The sequence below is a fragment of the Halobacterium sp. NMX12-1 genome, from assembly GCF_040435975.1.
Classification (GTDB): domain Archaea; phylum Halobacteriota; class Halobacteria; order Halobacteriales; family Halobacteriaceae; genus Halobacterium; species Halobacterium hubeiense.
Map to the genome: position 1 here is coordinate 74,019 of NZ_CP159203.1, position 19,473 is coordinate 93,491.

Here is a 19,473-nt window from a genome sequence, read left to right on the forward strand (position 1 = left end):
CGGCGTCTCCAACCACGGTCCAGTCCCCGGTTCCGAACTCGATTACAGCGATAGCGTGGGGAACATCCACCCTTCATAGTTGTCGCGAAGATGTCTGCCACGCAGTTCATCGACCGGTATCCCGAACCACCAGGTATGCCTGGGACTGTGGCACTTCCCGCCGATTGGGAGCAAACCGTCGACCGCTCCGAACGCGACCCATTGATGGACCGGGAGTACACGACCGTGGTGTTCGAGCACGAGCCGACCGACCAGCGCGTCATTGTCAATGAAGTCCAGGAGCCCAACAGTTTTGGCGGCTGGGGGTACCTGGTGCACGTCTCGGATCCCGCTCACGGCCAGCTCGGGCTGGTCGAGGATCTGGATGCCGCAGTCGGGCTCGCGGAGGAATTCATCGAGACCCACCCACAGTGAGGATGACACAGGACCGGACCGGCTTCGATGCGAGCGACGGGGGACTGGACACCGACTTCAGGAAAAGCGAGCGCGCCGCGTACAAGTCCGACACCGGGCTGACCGAGGAGACAGTCCGGCTCATCTCCGAGGACAAAGACGAACCCGACTGGATGCTCGAGCGGCGGCTCCGCGCGCTCGAACTGTACGATCAGATGCCGATGCCGACGGACTGGCCGGGCCAGCCGGACCTCTCCGGCGTCGACATCGACGAAATCGTCCCCTACCTGCGGCCGGATGTCGACGTCGAGGACAGCGTCGACGACTGGGCGGACTTGCCCGAAGACATCCGGGACACGTTCGACCGGCTGGGAATTCCCGACGCCGAACGCGAGGCGCTGTCCGGCGCGGGCGCCCAGTACGAGTCCGAGGTCGTCTACCAGAACGTCCAGGACCGCCTCGCGGAGAAAGGCGTCGTCTTCTGCAACATGGACGAGGCCGTCCAGGAGTACCCTGAACTGGTCAAGGAGCACTTTATGACGAAGTGCGTGCCGGCCAGCGACAACAAGTTCGCGGCGCTCCACGGCGCGGTGTGGTCCGGCGACTCGTTCGTCTACGTCCCCGAGGACGTCACCCTCGAGATGCCCCTGCAGGCGTACTTCCGGATGAACTCCGAGGGCATAGGCCAGTTCGAACACAAGATCATCGTCGCCGAGCCCGGCAGTGAAGTCCATCTCATCGAGGGGTGCTCGGCGCCCCATTACGGGAGTCACAACCTCCACAGCGGCTGTGTCGAGGTGTTCGTCGGCGAGGACGCGCACGTGCAGTATTCGACCGTGCAGAACTGGTCGAAGAACACCTACAACTTGAACACGAAGCGCGCCATCGTCGAGGAGAACGGCACCATGGAGTGGGTCTCCGGTAGCATGGGCTCGAAGGCCACGATGCTATATCCAGCGTCAGTTTTGAAAGGGCGCGGCGCGACGGACAACCACATCACCATCGCGTTCGCGGGCGAGGGCCAAGACATCGACACCGGCGCGAAAGTCTTTCACGCCGCCCCCGACACCCACTCGACCATCGAGTCGAAGTCCATCGCGAAAGACGGCGGCCGCACGAACTACCGCGGCCTCGTCCACATCGCCGACGGCGCCGAGAACTCCTCGACGAGCGTGGAGTGCGACGCGCTCATGTTCGACGCCGAATCCACGTCGGACACGATGCCGTACATGGAAATCCAGGAGGAAACCGTGGATGTCGCCCACGAGGCCACGGTCGGCAAGCTCAGCGACGAGGACATCTTCTACCTCCAGAACCGCGGCCTCGACGCCGAGGACGCCAAGCAGATGATCGTCGCCGGGTTCATCGAACCGCTCACCGAGGAACTGCCCATCGAGTACGCGGTCGAACTCAACCGCCTCATCGAACTCGAGATAGACGGCAGTCTCGGCTAACCCCGAGCATCAGGAGGGGAATAGGCTGTGGCGAACAATTCCGGCTCAAACGTTATCTGCCTCCGAGACCAGAAGTAGACGTGATGACCGCCGACGGACGCGAACTCCGTGGCGGCGACGCGGTGGCGGAACGGGCGGACGGAACACGCGGTCGTGACAGTTCCGACGGGACGAACACCGAGGCACAGCCACCGGGCTCTCACGCCGACTCGACACAGCAGGCACAGTCAGAGCCACCAGACCGCTACGTTCCGCTGAAGGTCTTCCGCTACGACCCCGAAATCGAGGACAAGCAGGAGCCGCGATTCGACGAGTTCCGTGTCCCGTACGAGCGTGGTCTGACGGTGCTGGACGCATTAATCTACGCGCGTGACGAGTACGACTCCAGTCTCACCTTCCGGCACTCCTGCCGGCAAGCAGTGTGTGGGTCGGACGCGTTATTCATCAACGGCCGCCAGCGCCTCGGCTGCCAGACGCAGATCGCGGACCTCGACTTGCCGGTCCGCGTCGAACCCCTTCCACATCAGCCCGTCGTGAAGGACCTCGTCGTGGAGATGGACCACTTCTACGACCAGATGCACGCCGTCGAACCGTACTTCCAGCCCGACGACCTTCCGGACAGGGAGCTCGAAGAGCAGCGCCAGAGTCGACAGAACCGCAAGAAGATCAAGAAGTCCACGCGTTGCATCTGGTGTGGCGCGTGCATGTCCTCGTGCAACATCGTGCAGGGTGACGAGCACTACCTCGGCCCTGCACCCATCGTGAATGGATATCGGTTCCTTATGGACGAACGCGAGGGGGAACAGGCCCAGCAGCGTCGCCTGAAGATTCTATCGCAAGAACATGGGGTGTGGAGGTGTCAGACCCAGTTCTCCTGTACGGAGGTTTGCCCGAAAGACATTCCAGTCACCGAACACATCCAAGAGGTGAAACGCGAAGCAATTAAGGAGAGCGTAAATTTCTGGAATTAGAGGCTTTCTATTCGTCGAATTCGCTGGTAGGTAGGCCGACTCTCGGCGTGGTGGTTAGACGACACTCATACAAGTGTGACCGAGGTCGGCGTGGCAACCCACCGACCCAGTCACTGGTAGCGACACTGTAAACGGGACACTCTCGACAATCACAAAATCGATGATGACCACTCGTGTCCGCATTCCGAACATTCAAAACGGTGTACTGCCTCCCCGTCGACAACATCCCGGCATTTAGCCCTCGCCAACGGGTACCCGCAGTTTGGACAGGTAGCCACGGCCATCGATGGTGGATAACATCCTCACGCGAAAAAGTTCAACTCCGATAATATTAGGTGAGTAGGCCGATCAAACGGTTTGAATCGCTCAAAGCAAATGTAGAAAATCGGCCCCGGGTATGATCAGTGACTCCGGTGTGTATAGACAGTCAACTACCCCGTGCACGTCGAGAAGCATCCGTCCCACCCTCGACGTACCGGTGATGAATGGTTGGATGGCGTTCCGGCGGGGGTTCTCGCGAACGTCGTAGTGTGCCATAATGTCGTCGTCCGCTTTGCCCTCCGATTCGCTGATCCGGACCATCTCAACGCGCCACCCTTTCCACGACGGTTCAAGTACTCCCAATCGACCATGTCGCCGTCCATCGACTGGAGTTCGTGGTACAATAGCTTCGGGTCGTGGTCGTTTACCAGTACGAATCCCTCACCAGCCAGAAAGTATCGAAAATATCCAAGAGATCTTCGTACCGACGCTGTGGCTTCAGGTCACGGATGTCAATTGAGGGGTAGGCATCATCGCCAAGGCGGCCATCGACAGTTACCTGTAGCTTCCGAAGTGTCTCGTCCGTGTGGACGGACTCCCAGCCGATAGCTCGGTCGCGTTCGAGTTGATAGCGGACCAGAACCGGATCAACGTCCTGATCACTGATAATTTCGATCGAAGCATCGGAAGTAGCTTCGTTGATCGTCTCAAACAGTCGGTTTCGTCAACTGTCCAACGGTACCCCGCGGAGATTGACTGTATCGATCCTCAGTGCAGATAAGACTCTGATGGATTAAGGTCACTCCGCCGAAAAGATTCCCACAGTTGCTCAAGTAGCATCATCGTCTCGCACGATCCTCGCATTCGTCAGTTATTCTGCAAACTCAGAGCGCGTGCGTATCAGCCATCGAACGGGATGAGTACCGTCTCGTGAGAAGACATATGCCAACTGCGGCGAATGACGGCGTATGTCCCCACTCTCCGCACGCGCCACACAATTGTTCGTCGGGCGGAGTCGCCGCCGGAGTACGCGCTGGACGGGCCTCGCGGTCGTCGTTACGGTGGGATGGTGGCTCGCTTCAGCATTCCAGGACGTACTCGGACGGACGGTCAACACGCCATTCGAACCACTCGGCACTCTGTTCCTCGTTGTCGCCGGTATCGGAACTGTCGTCCTTCCTGTCCTCCACGCCTACCGCAACGAAGGCTGGGTGGTCTGCTGTCTACTGGGAGCCGTCCCGGGGTTCGTCTGGGGGTGGAATGGATTCCACATCGTCGGTGGCCACCTTTCGCTCTCGCAACGGATTTTGCACGGCGCACTCGTCGGGTCACTTAGTGGACTCGTCCTTGGGAGCGTCGGATTTCTCCTCGGCATCGTGATAGCGTACTGGCGTTCGCCTGCGTAATACAGTCGCAATCCTACCGAGAGGCTATTTCACCAGATTCTCCGGCGAACAAAAGGTGCACGGCACGCGCAGTCGATGAGAATCTCGCTTAGTGGTAATTACCACGTCTCTTATGCTGTTCACCATCCAATAGTAGATTATGTCGAGTCATTCCCACGACCACGGCGATACGACGCCTGTCACCGACCGAACGCACGACAATTCCTGGTCCGCAAACCTGGAAAAACCACAGTACGAAGACGACCGAGCCCTCCTCGTCGAGCATGCAATCGACGCCGTCGAACAGACGACCGCTGGCAACCACGTGAATCTTGTCACACATGCCGCACACGGCCACCCTGAGTCGTATCTCTACGACCCACTCGACGAACACTTCGGTGCTACCGACACGCACTGGGAGTACATCGAACAGTGCGGGTGTGGCGGCCACGTCCTGCGTGTCCACGTCGAATAGCACTAAACCCCCGGACGTCTCTTGGCGGCTGAACCAGCACCGTGGCCCCCATCTATTTAAGATGTATAGTTCAGTTTAAACTATGGCACCAGACATGAATCGCCGGGATGTCCTGAAAGGCACCGGCGCTGCTAGCCTCGGCGCGTTAGCTGGTTGTACGGCCCCAGTAGGCAAGCGAAAGCAGTCGAAAACACCGAACGCTGACGTCGACCGAGTTGCAGCAGACCCAACCGACGTCCCTGATCCCGTGGATTGGAACGAGCCGCGCCGCCACGAGATCTCGATGGAGACCGAGGAGTTAACCGCTGAAATCGCGCCCGGGAAGACGTTCGACTACATGACCTTCGACGGGCAGATTCCCGGGCCGATGATACGAGTGCGGGAAGGCGACCGCATTCACATGGAACTCACCAACCCCGAGGACAGCAACCTCCCCCACAACATCGACTTTCACGCCGCCTACGGCCCCGGTGGCGGAGCCGAAGACACAACCATCACGCCCGGTGAAACCGCCGAAATCGAGTTCACCGCGATGTACCCTGGTGTCCACATCTATCACTGTGCTGTCTCCGGATTCGATCATCACATCGCCTCCGGGATGTTCGGGGCGATTCTCGTCGAGCCGAAAAACGGCCTTCCTGAGGTTGACCGGGAGTTGTACTTCGGCCAGCACGAGATTTACACCGGCGAGCAAGACCAGAGCGGCGACCTCACCTTCGACTTTGACGCGATGGCCAACGAAGAGCCGACGTACGTCGTCTACAACGGCGAGCCATACGCGTTCACCGAGGACAAATACGGCCCCATCGAAGTCAACACCGACGAACGCATCCGCATCTTCCTCGCGAACGGCGGCCCAAACTTCACCAGCTCCTGGCACGCCATCGGGAACGTCTGGTCGCGGCTCTACCGCGACGGCGACCTCGTCTCCGATCCCGCCCGGTTCGTCGAAACCACGTCCGTCCCACCGGGAAGCGTATCAGCAGTCGAAATCGACACTCCGGTCCCCGGCCCGATCATGCTCGTTGACCACGCTGCCACACGGGCAGTGAAGAAGGGCGCGCTCAATATGCTTCAGGTCAACGGCGAAGAGAAACCGGAGATCTACGACGGCGGTGGTGAGGGTAACGACGCCGGCTACGGCAAGGACACCAACGACTTCAACGGCTGGTTCGACGACGTTGACGACTACACGGGTGTTGTCGACAAGACCGAAGTGGACCGCCCGGTGGTGGCTGTCGGCGCCGGCGGGAACGGCGGCCAGTTCGCGTTTGACCCACCCGCTATCGAAGTCTCAACGGGAACAACCGTCGTCTGGGAGTGGACCGGCGAAGGCGGCTACCACAACGTCTCCCACGCTGGCGACGCCTTCGAAAGCGACCTCACCCAAGAATCCGGATACACCTTCGAACACACCTTCGACACCGAAGGCCAATACAAGTACGTCTGCACACCCCACGAGACCCTCGGCATGAAAGGCATCGTCGTCGTCACATCCTAAACGACAGCCTGAGTCAGCAGCCCATCCGTGCTGCCCTGGTTTTGGCAGTCCAGGAAGACGTGGCGTCCATGCAGGCGCATATTCATCTTCCAGAGGTGTCTGCTAGTCATCGCGTCAAGAAGACACTCGGAACGCTGTCACCGGTCGCAACGGGATCGTCCCGCTACTCGCAGAAGTACTTGGCCGGGCCTGATGGGTAACCGCTACTCTTCGTCAGCCAATTTTGTGCGGACGTAGTATGGTCCCTCCCAGTTTTGAACCCATGCTGGCGCCGTTGGGTGGGATTGCAACTGGTTTGCTTCGTACGATTTGTCCGGGAAGACCGTTCCCTCTTCGTCAGTGCCGTCTTCCCAGGCAACGACGAACGTTACTGGGTCCTTGTCTTCTGCGGGAATTAGTTGCTTCTCCGATCCATCGTCTAAGTGGTCCGGTGCATCCACCCATTTCTGTGGGTTAAACGTGACCTCGATCTCTGCGTTTGTGACTGTCATAATCTTTGGTACTCCAGTATGTATTCTAAATTAGTATTCGACCGGTGAAATAGAAGTGGGGTGAATCCCACAACTTCAGAACGGACTGGCCCCCAAGCATTTGCGCGAAACACCATACTATGCGATATGGCACCAACTCTAATCGCCAGAACGTACTAGACGCCACTAGTATTCCCGGCTTCAGCACATTAGTGTGCTGGCCTGATCGGCGAGCGCAACCGCTCAAGATATCGATCAGGGCGTGAATGCCGGTAGCGACACTCGACGGAAACCAGTTCCAGGTACCACCCCACCACCAACTGACGCCGCACACGACCCGGTGCAGACACATTCAAAAAAACACGAATCCAATTCCCCAATCAAATGACAGCACAAATTCGCACACTCGACGAACTAGACGGCAAACCGCACGCAAACCCATTCCCGAACTCAGAACCAAAAACAATCAGACTCACTCTCGAAGCCGGAGAAGCAGTCCCACCACACGCACACCCAGGCCGCCAAATCGTTTGCTACCTCGTCGAAGGCGAACTTGAACTAACATTAGGCGACGACACCCATCAGTTGGCCGCCGGTGACATCGCCCGCTTCGAAGGCGACCAACAGATTGCACCCGAAGCAATCGAGGATAGCACGGCTGTACTCGTCCTCGCGCCAGCAGCCGACACCGACAACCAAAGTCGTAGGTAGCTCAAAGCGAACCCGTCTTGCTGGGTGGAGTACTTTGTGGACTTCCTCCCACGGCTGAAGCCATGGGCTTCCCCTCGAAATCCTGTAAGTACAGGTGCTGTACTCAGCGACTCATCGAATCCCGAGGAAACGGGATTCCGAGCTATCAACGGGTCGTGGCGCGCCTGACGGCGAACGAACAGAGTTCGTCACAGGCTCGATGCCGTCACGCAGTTTCGTTGTAGCAGGTTGCGTTGCCCTCGCACGTCGAAATGCGCCCCTCGCCGATGAAGATTACTGTCGCGCCCGGGCCCCCGTTCGGCGTTTCGTGGCTCGCGGACGCCCTCGCGGTCGAAGCGCGCATCGTGTAGCCGTCCGTCAGCGCGGACGTGTTCAGCGTCGCGACAACCCACTGCTCGTCGGGTGCGAGTCGCCGGGTTTCGTTGACGACTGGACCCTCCCCGCGAACGGCGATTGTCGCGGTGACGTTCTGCGCTTCGGGGTGCCCATTCTCGACGACGAACCGGTGTTGTCCTATCTCCTCGGACGCCGGCCCCATTATCGCACTACACCCCGAAAGGACGACGAGAACGACCGCTGCCAGGGCTGGAATGGAGGGCTTCGACATAGCCGTCGTATTCCGCACCCACACATCAATTTTCCGGGTTCCTGACTCGAATCGGCGCGAACCTACCCACGAGACGCCTCCCCTACAGCGACGAGGGGCCGCGGCGGAATTTGCCCGTGAGCGGCTGCTTTCGGCACGGGGCTGGTCATCGCGGCCCCCGTCATTATCGTAGAAGCCGACAGATGGTAGACGGGGACAGTTCGCGGTGATGGGCCGTATCGGGTGCTAAATACGCATCCCTACTGAGCGGACGTTTCACCGCAGATGGTATTTGACCAATAAACTCTCTATAGAGGCATGTTTCCTAATTGGTGGTTTGTAGAAATCCAAACGCCGAAGCTGTGACGACAACGCTGACCGATTACGTATATCACAATCGGCTTTAACGAACCCTCCGACAGAAAGCAGATCCTGCGACTGCGCTACTCGTCGAAGGTCATCCCGTAGCCCCACTCTTCGAGGTGTTCTTCGACCTCGTCGAGGTGGTCTAGCCCGGTCTTCATCAGGGCTTCCCGGAGGTCGGTCAGTGAGACGTCGTCGTCGAAGCGGTCTTCGAGCTCGCGCTGGGCGTCGCGCTCACCGCTTTTGGTGTCGCTCTGCAGGAACAGCGGGACGCGCTCGCGGCCGTCCTGAACCCCGTCTCGGCGGAACTTGTACGGAATCTGCATCGAGCGCTGCTGGCGAGACGACTCCCCGGTTTCGGCGGCCGCACTCTCTGCTTCCGTGGTCGCCGACTCGCTCGTGGACGACTCTGTCGCTGCGTCCTCGACGCCCGCGCTCTCGTCGTTCGACGCGAAGGGGTCCTCGCCCGCTCCCTCTTTCATGCCCGTCATGCGGAGAGCACCTCGTGGTCGAGGTCGCCGGGCTCGGGCGGGTTCGGCGCTTCGAGTCCGACCTGTTCCTCTAGGTGGCGCGCAATCCGGTCGAACTGAGCGAGCGTCTCGATTTCGTAGTCGCGTCGCCGGTCCCGGTGGTTCCGGACGTACTCGTACGCCGAGCACTGCTGCATCCAACAGCCCTCCATCAGCGACGCCCGCTCGCCGATGACTTCGGGAATCGGGTAGTCGATCTCGTCGAGAATCGTGCGCTGGTCGCGCGTGTTCTTGAACCCGACCGGCACTGCGGCGAGGACGCCTACCTCGACGTCGAGTTGGTCTTCGAGGCCGGCGACCAGCGATTCGAGGCCTTCGACGGCGGCCCGGCCTTTCGCGCTCGGTTCGACGGGGATGACCAGCGAGCGCGTGGCGTGAATCGCGTTGTAGAGGTGCGGGCCTTCGGTCGCGGGCGGGTCACAGATGAGGACGTCGTACTCGTCGGGGACGCCGGCTTCTTGCAGGACGCGCAGCAGCTGCGCGTGCATCCCGAAGGCTTCTCCCATCGCTTCGGCTTGGTCTTTCTCGCGCTGGAGGTATTCGGCGAGGTCCGAGAGCATGTTGTGCTCCGGGATGATGTCGACGCCTTCGACGGTCCGCACGAGGTCGTCGAAGTCGCCGCTCGGGCGCCGAATCATGTGGCGGACGATGTTGTCCACGGACTCCGTGCGGTCCGCGTCGACGCCGAACAGCCGGGAGAGGTCGCCGTCCTGCGGGTCGAGCGGGACGACGAGCGGTTTCAGGCCCGCTCGCGCGTGTGCGACCGCGAGGTTCGCGGCCGTCGTCGTCTTCCCGACCCCGCCAGCCTCGCTGTACGTCGAGTACGCTAACATACTCAGTTCATGGACACCACTCACCTTGAAAGTTCTGTGTGTTCATTCATTGTTGAACGAAACCGTACCCAACAGTGAACATAATCAATGGATATATGTCCTGAACAAAACTAATGAACATAGCCAATGAACACTACTACTGAATGCAAGTGGTGGATGTCGTTACTGGATGCCAGTAATGAATCTCACCATTAGATGCCAGCAATGGGTGTCAACATCGTCCTTTCGTCGCGAACCAAAACGATGGACCGGAGGAACAGTCTACCGGACTTCCGGCTCGCTGACCGGCTCCGCGAACGCGACCGACTCCTTGACGTCCGTAATCTCGACTTCGGCGCGGTCGCCCGGCTGGGTGCCCGGAACGATGACGATGAACCCGCGTTCGACTTTCGCGATGCCGTCGCCCTGATCGCCGAGCGTGTCGATGGTCACCGTCCGCACTTCGCCCTCCTCGACGGGCGGCGCCTGCGTTTGCCCCCGCCCGGTCGACGATTTCTCCGTCGACTGCTCGCTCGTCGACGCCGCCGCTTCGCCCGACTCCGCGCCCGCCTGCGAACGCAGAAGTGCAACCCGATAGACGTCACCGGCTTCCAGAGAACTGTCCGTCACTACTTCCTTCGGCACCGAAACCACGTACCGGTCGTCGCGTTCCTCCAGCGTCGTCTCGTAGAGCGCCCGCAGTGAATCAGGAATCTCAGTCATCACCCACAGTTCACCACCCAGCACTAAAGACACTGGGACTTGCTACGAATCAGTCTGATTCACTTTCCCCCAGACGATTTTTGAGCGGAGTCGTCCGTAACCTGCTCGACGAAATCACTCGTGGGCCGAACACGAATTCGTTTGAGCACGCCACCAGCAGTTGGTACTTCGAGTAGCGTTCCCGCTCGCCGATCGGCGGTCTGGTTGTTCGTGTCGTTTCTCCCCCTCGTGAGATGCCGAATACGTTCCCCGCCGTTTTAGCGGCCCTAAACCCGACTCAGGGGCGCATTGAAACCCGCTCAGGATGGGTCTGCCACCATTCAGCGGCCGCAATACTACCCACCCGTGGTGACAGGGCCATCGACATGAGCGGTCGAACCTTCACCCGGAGTGGTCGCCGGTGAGTCGCCGACGCCGAATCGCCGCGCTCCTGCTCGCGGCCGCGGTCGTCACCGCGAGCATCCCGCTGATGGGCGCGTTCACGAGCACCGCGGCCGAGCGGTCCGTCTCGGTCGCGGTCGCGGACGACGACGCCGCGTTCCTCGCGCTGGAGCCGTCCAGCGGCGCGAACGGCGTCTACGCCGCCCAAGCAGGCGGGACGCTGGAACTCCGCTTCGACGGCAGCGGCACGCCCGCGGACGGCCTCAACCCCGACGCGACGACGTACTCCGCTGACGTGTTCACGGTCACCAATCAGGGGACGCAGCAGGTGTCGCTGACCGTCGACGCCCCGGCCGAGGGTATCGCCTTCTACGCCACCGCGGGCGGAACCGAACGCCGGCTCGACGGCGGCGAGGCCGGCGGCGTCCCGGTCGGCGTCGGCGAACAGGTCAACGTCTCCGTCGAACTCGACACCGCGAACGGCAGCGCCCTCGAAGCCGTCGACTCGGTCACGGTCACCGCGAACGCGAGCGCGGGCGCCGGCAGCGGGGCGGACGACCCCGCCGACGGCGGTGGCCGGACGGTCCAGACGAACACGTCCGATGGCGACATCCGGGCTACCGGCTCCATAATCAGCGGCCAGTCCCTCGCCCTCGACCTCGCGGACGCCGCCGAAGCCCAGCAGGACGACATCGCCGTCCAGTCGACGACCATCAACTACGCCGCGTCGACGTCGCTGAACACCACCGTCTCGGTGGTCGACGCGGAGGCGAACGGGAGCGCACCCGTGGACGCGTCGCTGCCCGCGAACACGTCCGCGCTCACGTACTTGAACGTCTCCCACCCGCAGACGCCCGACAGCGCCATCGAAAACGCGTCGTTCCGGTTCACGCTGCCTGACGACGCCGCCGACGCCGGCTCTGTCGACCTCGTGCGCTACGACGAGGCCGACGGCACGTGGGAGACGGCGTCCACGACCATTTCGCACGTGGGCAACACCAGCGAGGCGGACGTCTACGAGGCCCGCACCGACTCGCTGTCGCTGTTCGCCGTCGTCGAGGCGGTCCGCGGCCAGCTCGTGCGGACGGACGGAACGCTGGCGGCCGTGGACGCGAGCCTCGTCACCGACCCCAACACCACGTACCCAGTGACGGCCTACGAGACCTACCGGACGCAGTCGCTGAACGCCTCGTTCTGGGAGCAGAACGCCACCCGGGACGCCGACGACGCGGCCGCGGTCATCCGCGAGAAGCTCCGCCTCGACGTCAAACAGGCCGCCGAGGACGCGGCCATCTCCAAGCTCGTCTCCTACGTCGACGGCGCCCTCAAGACCACCATCGGGCTCAGCGGCATCGGCACGCTGCTGACGCTCGTCGACCTGACGCTCTCGTCCGCGGAGTTCGCGACGTCCCTCGGGCCGGCGATACAGAAGCAGGCCGTCGCGGTCCACGTCGACCCCGGCGAGCAGTCCTACCACGACCTCCGAGCGAACCTCGAAGCCCTCGAAACGAACTCCGCGAAATACAAGAACGCCACCCGGCAGCCCGAACGCGACGACCTCCTCGAAGAACGGGCGGCGCTCCTCGAAGAGACGTACCAGCTGCTCCCGACGTACCTCGAAGACGTCCACGACGACGTCGTCGACAACACCGCCGGCGGCGAGGACCCGCGGGCGTACAAGCAGATTCGCTCGAAGGTCGAGTCCCTCCGGCTCCTCCTCAAGGAGGACTACCGGGAGACGACGCTGGAGCGCTACGACGCGGCCAACCGCTCGCTCTCCCGCGGGACGTCGATGCCGACCCACGGCTGGGTCGCGTTCGGCTCCGCGGAGGTCTACGACACGATGGACCACCCCGACGACTACGTCGTCCTCCGACTGGACGCCAATGAGGCCGCAGCCGAAGACGTCCCCGTGAGCGTCTCGGTCACCGGCGCGAACGCGTCCGCGCTCGACGCCACGCTCGTCTCCGAGCGCCCGGACGACCCGCGTGCGGTCGATAGCCGGCAGCTCGAACCCCGCGGCTCCACGGAGGTCGAAGCGGTCGTGGAGGACCCCGAAGCGACCTCATACGTCGTCGTCGAGCCCGGGGATACGTCCGGTCCCATCCGCGTGGTCGCGAACGCCGGGTCGACGCCGGTCCGGCTCAGCGTCGCCGAGCGCGCCGGCCCCGACATCCAGCGGCCCCACGCCGACCTCGTCGCCAGCCCCGAGCCCGTGACGCTGGCCGACGGCGACGTGGTGTTCGCGACGGACGACGCCGACAGCGACCTCGCGTGGTCGCTGTGGGACGACAAGACCGAGACCGACGCAATCGACTACCGGCTCCGGGCCGACGACGGCAGCGGCTTCACCGACTGGACGGCGTGGCAGTCGGCGCCCGCTGACGGCCGCGTCACGCCGAACCTGACCTACGGCGAGGGCCTCACGCGCGTCCAACTGCAGGTCCGCGACGGCGCCGACCGGACGACCACGCGGAACGCCGACGTGGTCGTGACGACGGGGCCGCCCCAGACCGCGCTCGCGGCGCCCGACGCCGACGACCCCGAGGACGGCGAGGTCGCCGTCCGCGTCCTCCCCGACCGTCGGGTCGAGCGAGTCGTGGCCCAGTACCGGGTCAACGAGAGCGCGCCGTGGCAACACCTGCGGACGGTCGAGGACACCGCCGGCTTCGAGTCGGTGACGCCGCCGCCCGTCGGCGCTGTCGAGGTTCGCGCTCGCGCGACGAGCCTCGCGGGCGAGACCGGCGACTGGGCGCGCGAGACGCTCACCTACGACCCGAGCGACCCCGTGGACACGACGCCGCCCGACGTCGAGTTGGAGAACGCGCCCGAGCGCGCGCCGACGCTCGTCGACGGCGAACGCGTCGAGCGCCGCGTCGTCTCCGCGGAGACGGCGACCGTGTCGTGGTCGGCCACCGACGCGGGAACGCCCGACGGCGAACTGGCGTACCGAGTCCGGGTCGACGGCGGCTCGTGGTCCGCGTGGCGCGACGGCGGGGACTGGTTCGAGGTGACGCCGGAGGTCTCGACGGCCGGCACGACCGTCGACGTCGAGGTCCGGGACGGTGCCAATAATACCGCCTCTCGCTCGGTCACCCTCCTCCGCGACACCGACGCGCCGGCCGTCAGCGTGGACGTGACCGACGACGTGACGGGCGCCGTGGTGAACCCGAGCGGCGACGAGCCGCTCGCGTCCGTCGACCTCCAGTACCGGCCCGCCGGCGAGACCGAGTGGACCGACTGGCGGTCGCTCGGTTCGACCGACCCCACGGACGTCCACCTGGGGACTGCGGGGCGCTTCGAACTCCGCGCTCGCGGCGTTGACGCCGCGGGCAACGTCGGCCCGTGGACGGCACCGGTCGCCTTCGACAGCCTCCCCGCCGACCGCTCGACGCCCATTTCGGACGCCTCCGAGGAGCTGTCCGGGGGCGGCGGCGTGGACTACGACGTCCCGAACGCCTCCGAGTTCGGCGAGCGCGCCGCGGAGGGCTACCTCCTGTACAACGCGCTCGTCGACCAGATCGACGGCGAGCTCTTGCTCGACGTCTACATGGTCGCCCGGGACGGCTCACAGGTGAAAGTCGACGAGATCGCGCTGACCGAGGAGCGCAACCAGACGGTCGCCGCGGACCTCCCCGCGAACTTCACAGAGGCCGACAAGCTCCGCGTCGAGGCGACCGGGAACGGCACGGTCGTCCTCTCCAGCCTCCGCGCTATCGGCGCCGAACCCGAGGTACCGCCGCTATCCGCGTCGCCGGCGAACGCGACCGTCGGGGCGGAAGTGACTCTCGACGCCGACGGCGACGAACTCGACCGCGACAACGTCGACAGCTACGAGTGGGACATCGACGGGGACGGCGCCTACGAGCGCGACACCGACGGCCCGACGACGACCGTGGTCTACGACCGCTCGGGCGCGGTGAACGCGACGCTCCGCGTGACCGACATCTTCGGCGCGAGCGTGACGCGCTCGGCGGTCGTCCGCGTGAACGCGCCGCCGTCGGCCGCCGTATCCGGTTGCGAGACCGTCCGCACCGGCGCGGACGCCACCCTCGACGCCGCCGGAACCGTCGACCCGGACGGGAACGTCACCGCGTACCGCTGGGACGTCGACCGCGACGGGAACGCCGAACAGACCGGGGAGACGGCCACCGTCTCGTTCCCCGACGACGGAACCTACGCGGTCGCGCTCACGGTGACCGACGACGACGGCGCGACGAACGCCACGACGACGAACGTGACAGTGCTGAACCGGCCGCCGGAAGCCGCTGCTGGCGCCAACGAGACGGCGCCGCTGGTCGACGCACCGGTCGCATTCGACGCCACCGACAGCGCCGACAGCGACGGGACAGTCGAGCGCTACGAGTGGGACCTCGACGACGACGGTGACTTCGAGCGCGAGGGCGCCACCGTCACGGCTTCGTTCGGCGACCCCGGAACGAAGACGGTCACTGTGCGCGTGACCGACGACGACGGCGCGACCAACGAGACGATGGTGACCGTGGACGTGAACGCGCCGCCGACCGCCTCGCTGGACGTGACGTCCTCCGTCTACACCGGGGACGCAGTGACGGTCGACGGGACCGACAGCGCAGACCCCGACGGCGAGGTCGTCGACTACGCGTGGAGCATCGAGGGAGCGTCCGCGGCGGGGCCGAACGGCACGGTCTCGTTCGCGGACGACGGCACGTACTCGGTCTCCCTGACCGTGACCGACGACGCGGGCGCGACCGACACGGCCACCGCGAACGTGACCGTGCTGAACCGCCCGCCGGTCCCGCTCGGGGTCGTCGAGACCACTACCCCTGTCGCGGGTGAGCCGGTCGCCTTCGACGCCGCCGGGAGCTTCGACCGCGACGGCACCGTCGACGCCTTCCGCTGGGACCTCGACGCCGACGACGAGACGGAGGCCAACGGGTCCACCACCGCCACCGTCTACGACACGTACGGCACGCGGACGGCAACGGTGACGGCCGTCGACGACGACGACGCCGACAACGAGACGACGGTCACCTTCTACGTGAACGCGCCGCCCGAGCCCGCCGTGAACGCCTCTGGTCCGGCCTACACCGGCGAGTCTATTTCCCTCGATGGGACCGACAGCACCGACCCCGACGGCACCGTGACTACCTACGAGTGGGACCTCGACGCCGACGGGAGCGTCGAAGACTCCGGCGCCACAACGACCGTATCCTTCCCCGACGACGGCGAGTACCCCGTGACGCTCGCAGTCGTCGACGACAACGGCACCGAGCGCGCGACGGCGACGAACGTGACGGTGCTGAATCGCCCGCCCGAGGCCGCTGCCGGCGCGAACGAGAGCGACCCGACGGTCGGCGCTCCCGTTACGTTCGACGCCATCGACAGCCTTGACCCCGACGGCACCGTGACGACCTACGAGTGGGACCTCGACGGTGACGGCGGCTTCGAGCGCGACGGCGCTACGGCGACGGCGTCGTTCGACGAACCCGGCGAGCAGACCGTCCGGGTTCGCGTCACCGACGACGACGGCGCGACCAACGAAACGACCGTGACCGTGGACGTGAACGCACTGCCGTCGGCCGCCATCGACGCCGGCTCCCCGGTCTACACGGGTGAGTTGGCGCCCACCAGCGGCGCCGCCAGCGCCGACAGGGACGGCACAATCGAGCGCTACGAGTGGGACGTCGACAGCGACGGCGCCGCCGAGCGGACGGGCGTGAACGGTTCGGTCTCGTTCGCTGACGACGGCGTCTACGAGGTCTCGCTGACTGTGACGGACGACGACGGCGCCACCGACACCACGACCGCGAACGTCACCGTGCTGAACCGGCCGCCCGAGGCCGCCGCTGGCGCTAACGAGACGGAGCCGCTGGTCGATGAGCCGGTCGCGTTCGACGCCGCGGATAGCCTCGACCCTGACGGGAACGTCACCGCGTCCCGGTGGGACGTCGACGGCGACGGCGAGTACGACCGCTCGGGCGAAACCGTCGTCGCGTCGTTCGACCAGCCCGGGCGCCAGAACGTCTCGGTCCGCGTGACTGACGACGACAACGCGACCAGTGAGACGACCGTGACCGTGGACGTGAACGCGCCGCCCGAGCCCGCGGTTTCGCTGCCCGACTCCGTGCTCACCGGCGAGCCGGTGACGCTGAACGGCACCGCGAGCGCCGATTCGGACGGCGCGGTCGTCGACTACGCGTGGGCCGTCGAGGGGTCGTCGACGCTCTACGGCGGCGAACTGGCGAACGCCTCCTTCGGTGACGACGGCGTCTACGAGGTCACCCTGACAGTCACCGACAGCGACAACGCGACCGCAGCCGTCACGCGCAACCTCACCGTCCGCAACCGCGAGCCGGAGCTGTGGCTCACTCGCGTCTGGCCGGACAGCCTCCCGGTCGAACGCAACACCTCCGTCGAGTATTCGACGGACGCCATTGACGACGACGGGCGCGTGGTGAACGCGACGTTCGCGTTCACGTCGCCGTCGAACGAGACGCGGACGCTGTCCCCCGAGAACGGCGTCCGGGGCGGTGTCGAGGTCCGCCTCGACGAGAGCGGCGTGTGGAACGTCTCCGCGACGGTGACCGACGACGACGGCGCGACGACCACCAAGAATCGCACGCTCGCGGTGAACGCGCCGCCCGAGGCGGCAATCGACGCGCCGCGCAACGCGACCGTCGGTGAGCCGGTGCAGCTCCGCGCCGACGCCGCCGACCCCGACGGCGACGTCCGGAACTACACGTGGCTGTTCGACGACACCGCGGTCACCGGCGCGAACGCGACGTGGGAGCCCGACGAGGACGGCACCCGGAACGTGACGCTACGGGTCACCGACGACGACGGCGCGACGACCACGGTGACGCACACGCTCGACGTTCACGGCGTCCGCGACGCCGAAATCGTCGCGCCCTTGCCAGTCGCGCCCGGCGAGCCCGTGACGCTCCGCGCCGACACTGTCGGCTTCGACGACCCCGTGCAGAGCTACTCGTGGACGGTCGGCAACGAGACGTTCGCGGGCGAGAACGCGACGTGGACGCCCGAGGACGCGGGCGTCTACGACGTGACCCTGCGCGTGACCGGCGCCGACGGCATCACCGAGTCGACGACGCGCTCGTTCACCGTCGAATCCCCGTACCAGCCGGACCTGTACGTCGAGCAGTCCCTCGGCGGGCGCGTCCTCTCGGCCAGCGCGTACCCGGACTACGACTACGACCTCGAACGCGAGGACCTCACCTACGAGTGGGACCTCGACGGCGACGGCGACTTCGAGCGCGACGGCCGCTCGTCCCGGGACCGCGTCGTCGACGAGCCCGGAACCTATGAAATCGCCGTCCGCGTGGACGCGCCCAGCATTCCGGCCGGGACCGAGCGCGTGACCGTCACCGTCGACGACGTTGACCCGAACGTCACGCTCGACTGGCAGCGGACGGACTTCGGCGGCGCCGTCTCCCTGACCGACGACACCATCCTCGTCGGCGCGGGCGAACAGGACAGCGGCGGCGAGGCCGGGACGATTCGCGGGCTCTCCCGGTCGAACCGCTCGCTCGCGTGGGAGACGACGCTCTCGTTCACTCCCTACCAGTCGGTCCTCCGCGGCGACGCGCTGTACGCCGTCGGGGAGGGCGTCGCTCGCGTGGACGTCGACACCGGTGACGTCGAGTGGTCGCTATCCACACTCGACTACCCCGAGGTGGCCGTCGAAGGCAACACAGCCTACGCGGTCGCCGACGGAACTATCACCGCGCTGAACGCGACGACGGGCGTTCCGCGGTGGAATGAGACTACTATCGACGATTCCGTCTACGGCGTCGTCGCCGCCGGCGACGCGGTCGTGACTCGGGGCGACTCCCAGATTGTCGCCCGGGACGCCGCCACGGGCGCGGTGCGCTGGAACCGCACGTGGCCGAACGCCCCCGAGGTGGAGGGCATCGTCGACGGACGCGTCCTGCTCGTCGAGGACGCCGACCTCACGGCGCGCGACGTCGACACCGGGGACGTGGCGTGGACGCAGTCGCTGCCAGCCACGGAATCCTACGAGGTGGGCGACGTCAGCGTTCGCGACGGCGTGGTGTACGTGGAAAGCGACGGCGGGGCCTCGGCGTCGGTCGCCGCGATAGCAGCCGACGGCGAGCAACTGTGGTCCACGACGACGGGCGACAATCTGAGATTCAGCGTCCACGGCGACACCGTCTACGTCACGAGCAGCAGCGAGGTCGCGGCGCTCGACCGGCAGAACGGCACGGTCGACTGGAACACGTCCGTCGACCTCGACTACCCGACCGTCGAGTGGGTCGACGACGAGCGCGTCGTCGTCGACGGCTCCGGGAACGCGACCATCCTCGACGCGGCGACCGGCGCCACTACGTGGCGCGCCGACACCGGCTACGTCCTCTACTCCAGTGACTACAGCGACGGCACGCTGTACGTCGGGACGGCAGGTGGCATCTACGCGGTCGACGTCGCGGACGCCTGACG

14 protein-coding genes are annotated in these 19,473 nt (G+C 64.8%); 8 read left to right on the forward strand and 6 right to left on the reverse strand.

Features of this window, described 5'->3' with window-relative positions; genetic code table 11:
* The first annotated feature begins 90 nt into the window (after positions 1-90).
* From ABSL23_RS00440 to ABSL23_RS00450, 3 genes are all read left to right on the forward strand, one after another.
* Complete coding sequence (locus tag ABSL23_RS00440; RefSeq protein WP_353633227.1) at positions 91-414, forward strand: hypothetical protein; 324 nt, start codon at positions 91-93, stop codon at positions 412-414.
* A gap of 2 nt (positions 415-416) precedes the next feature.
* The gene (sufB, locus tag ABSL23_RS00445) at positions 417-1,847 is read left to right on the forward strand and encodes a Fe-S cluster assembly protein SufB (protein WP_353633228.1); all 1,431 of its coding nucleotides are present in this window, start codon (positions 417-419) and stop codon (positions 1,845-1,847) included.
* Positions 1,848-1,930: 83 nt separating this feature from the next.
* The gene (locus ABSL23_RS00450; RefSeq protein ID WP_353633229.1) at positions 1,931-2,818 is read left to right on the forward strand and encodes a succinate dehydrogenase/fumarate reductase iron-sulfur subunit; all 888 of its coding nucleotides are present in this window, start codon (positions 1,931-1,933) and stop codon (positions 2,816-2,818) included.
* Between the two features lie 431 nt (positions 2,819-3,249).
* Here the strand turns inward: ABSL23_RS00450 and ABSL23_RS00455 are convergent, their stop codons facing one another.
* Positions 3,250-3,531 carry a DUF2249 domain-containing protein gene (locus ABSL23_RS00455; RefSeq protein ID WP_353633373.1) on the reverse strand — a complete coding sequence of 94 codons (282 nt, stop codon included), beginning with the start codon at positions 3,529-3,531 and terminating at the stop codon, positions 3,250-3,252.
* 516 nt (positions 3,532-4,047) lie between these two features.
* Here ABSL23_RS00455 and ABSL23_RS00460 point away from each other — a divergent pair.
* From ABSL23_RS00460 to nirK, 3 genes are all read left to right on the forward strand, one after another.
* Positions 4,048-4,485, forward strand: coding sequence for a hypothetical protein (locus tag ABSL23_RS00460; RefSeq protein ID WP_353633230.1), 438 nt, complete (start codon positions 4,048-4,050; stop codon positions 4,483-4,485).
* Positions 4,486-4,624: 139 nt separating this feature from the next.
* The gene (locus tag ABSL23_RS00465) at positions 4,625-4,939 is read left to right on the forward strand and encodes a CGCGG family rSAM-modified RiPP protein (protein ID WP_353633231.1); all 315 of its coding nucleotides are present in this window, start codon (positions 4,625-4,627) and stop codon (positions 4,937-4,939) included.
* 94 nt (positions 4,940-5,033) lie between these two features.
* Positions 5,034-6,440: a copper-containing nitrite reductase gene (gene nirK / locus ABSL23_RS00470; protein ID WP_353633232.1), complete on the forward strand. Its 1,407-nt coding sequence runs from the start codon at positions 5,034-5,036 to the stop codon at positions 6,438-6,440.
* Positions 6,441-6,643: 203 nt separating this feature from the next.
* Here the strand turns inward: nirK and ABSL23_RS00475 are convergent, their stop codons facing one another.
* The gene (locus ABSL23_RS00475) at positions 6,644-6,931 is read right to left on the reverse strand and encodes a hypothetical protein (RefSeq protein ID WP_353633233.1); all 288 of its coding nucleotides are present in this window, start codon (positions 6,929-6,931) and stop codon (positions 6,644-6,646) included.
* 363 nt (positions 6,932-7,294) lie between these two features.
* On the opposite strand from ABSL23_RS00475, the gene ABSL23_RS00480 reads away from it, so the two are divergent.
* On the forward strand, positions 7,295-7,621 hold the full coding sequence (locus tag ABSL23_RS00480; protein WP_353633234.1) for a cupin domain-containing protein: 327 nt from the start codon (positions 7,295-7,297) through the stop codon (positions 7,619-7,621).
* A gap of 205 nt (positions 7,622-7,826) precedes the next feature.
* Here the strand turns inward: ABSL23_RS00480 and ABSL23_RS00485 are convergent, their stop codons facing one another.
* The 4 genes from ABSL23_RS00485 to ABSL23_RS00500 all read right to left on the reverse strand — a co-directional run bounded on the left by ABSL23_RS00485 (position 7,827) and on the right by ABSL23_RS00500 (position 10,635).
* Complete coding sequence (locus ABSL23_RS00485; protein WP_353633235.1) at positions 7,827-8,228, reverse strand: hypothetical protein; 402 nt, start codon at positions 8,226-8,228, stop codon at positions 7,827-7,829.
* Between the two features lie 422 nt (positions 8,229-8,650).
* A complete protein-coding gene (locus ABSL23_RS00490; RefSeq protein ID WP_353633236.1) occupies positions 8,651-9,061 on the reverse strand; it encodes a hypothetical protein in 411 nt (136 codons plus the stop codon).
* Positions 9,058-9,933: a ParA family protein gene (locus tag ABSL23_RS00495; protein ID WP_353633237.1), complete on the reverse strand. Its 876-nt coding sequence runs from the start codon at positions 9,931-9,933 to the stop codon at positions 9,058-9,060. Before ABSL23_RS00495 ends, ABSL23_RS00490 begins: the two co-directional genes overlap by 4 nt.
* A gap of 261 nt (positions 9,934-10,194) precedes the next feature.
* Entirely contained in the window at positions 10,195-10,635 is a 441-nt protein-coding gene (locus ABSL23_RS00500) for a TRAM domain-containing protein (protein WP_353633238.1), read from the reverse strand.
* A 400-nt stretch (positions 10,636-11,035) separates the two neighbouring features.
* On the opposite strand from ABSL23_RS00500, the gene ABSL23_RS00505 reads away from it, so the two are divergent.
* Positions 11,036-19,471 (forward strand): PKD domain-containing protein, encoded by an 8,436-nt coding sequence (locus ABSL23_RS00505; protein WP_353633239.1) that lies wholly within the window; start codon positions 11,036-11,038, stop codon positions 19,469-19,471.
* Positions 19,472-19,473 lie beyond the last annotated feature (2 nt).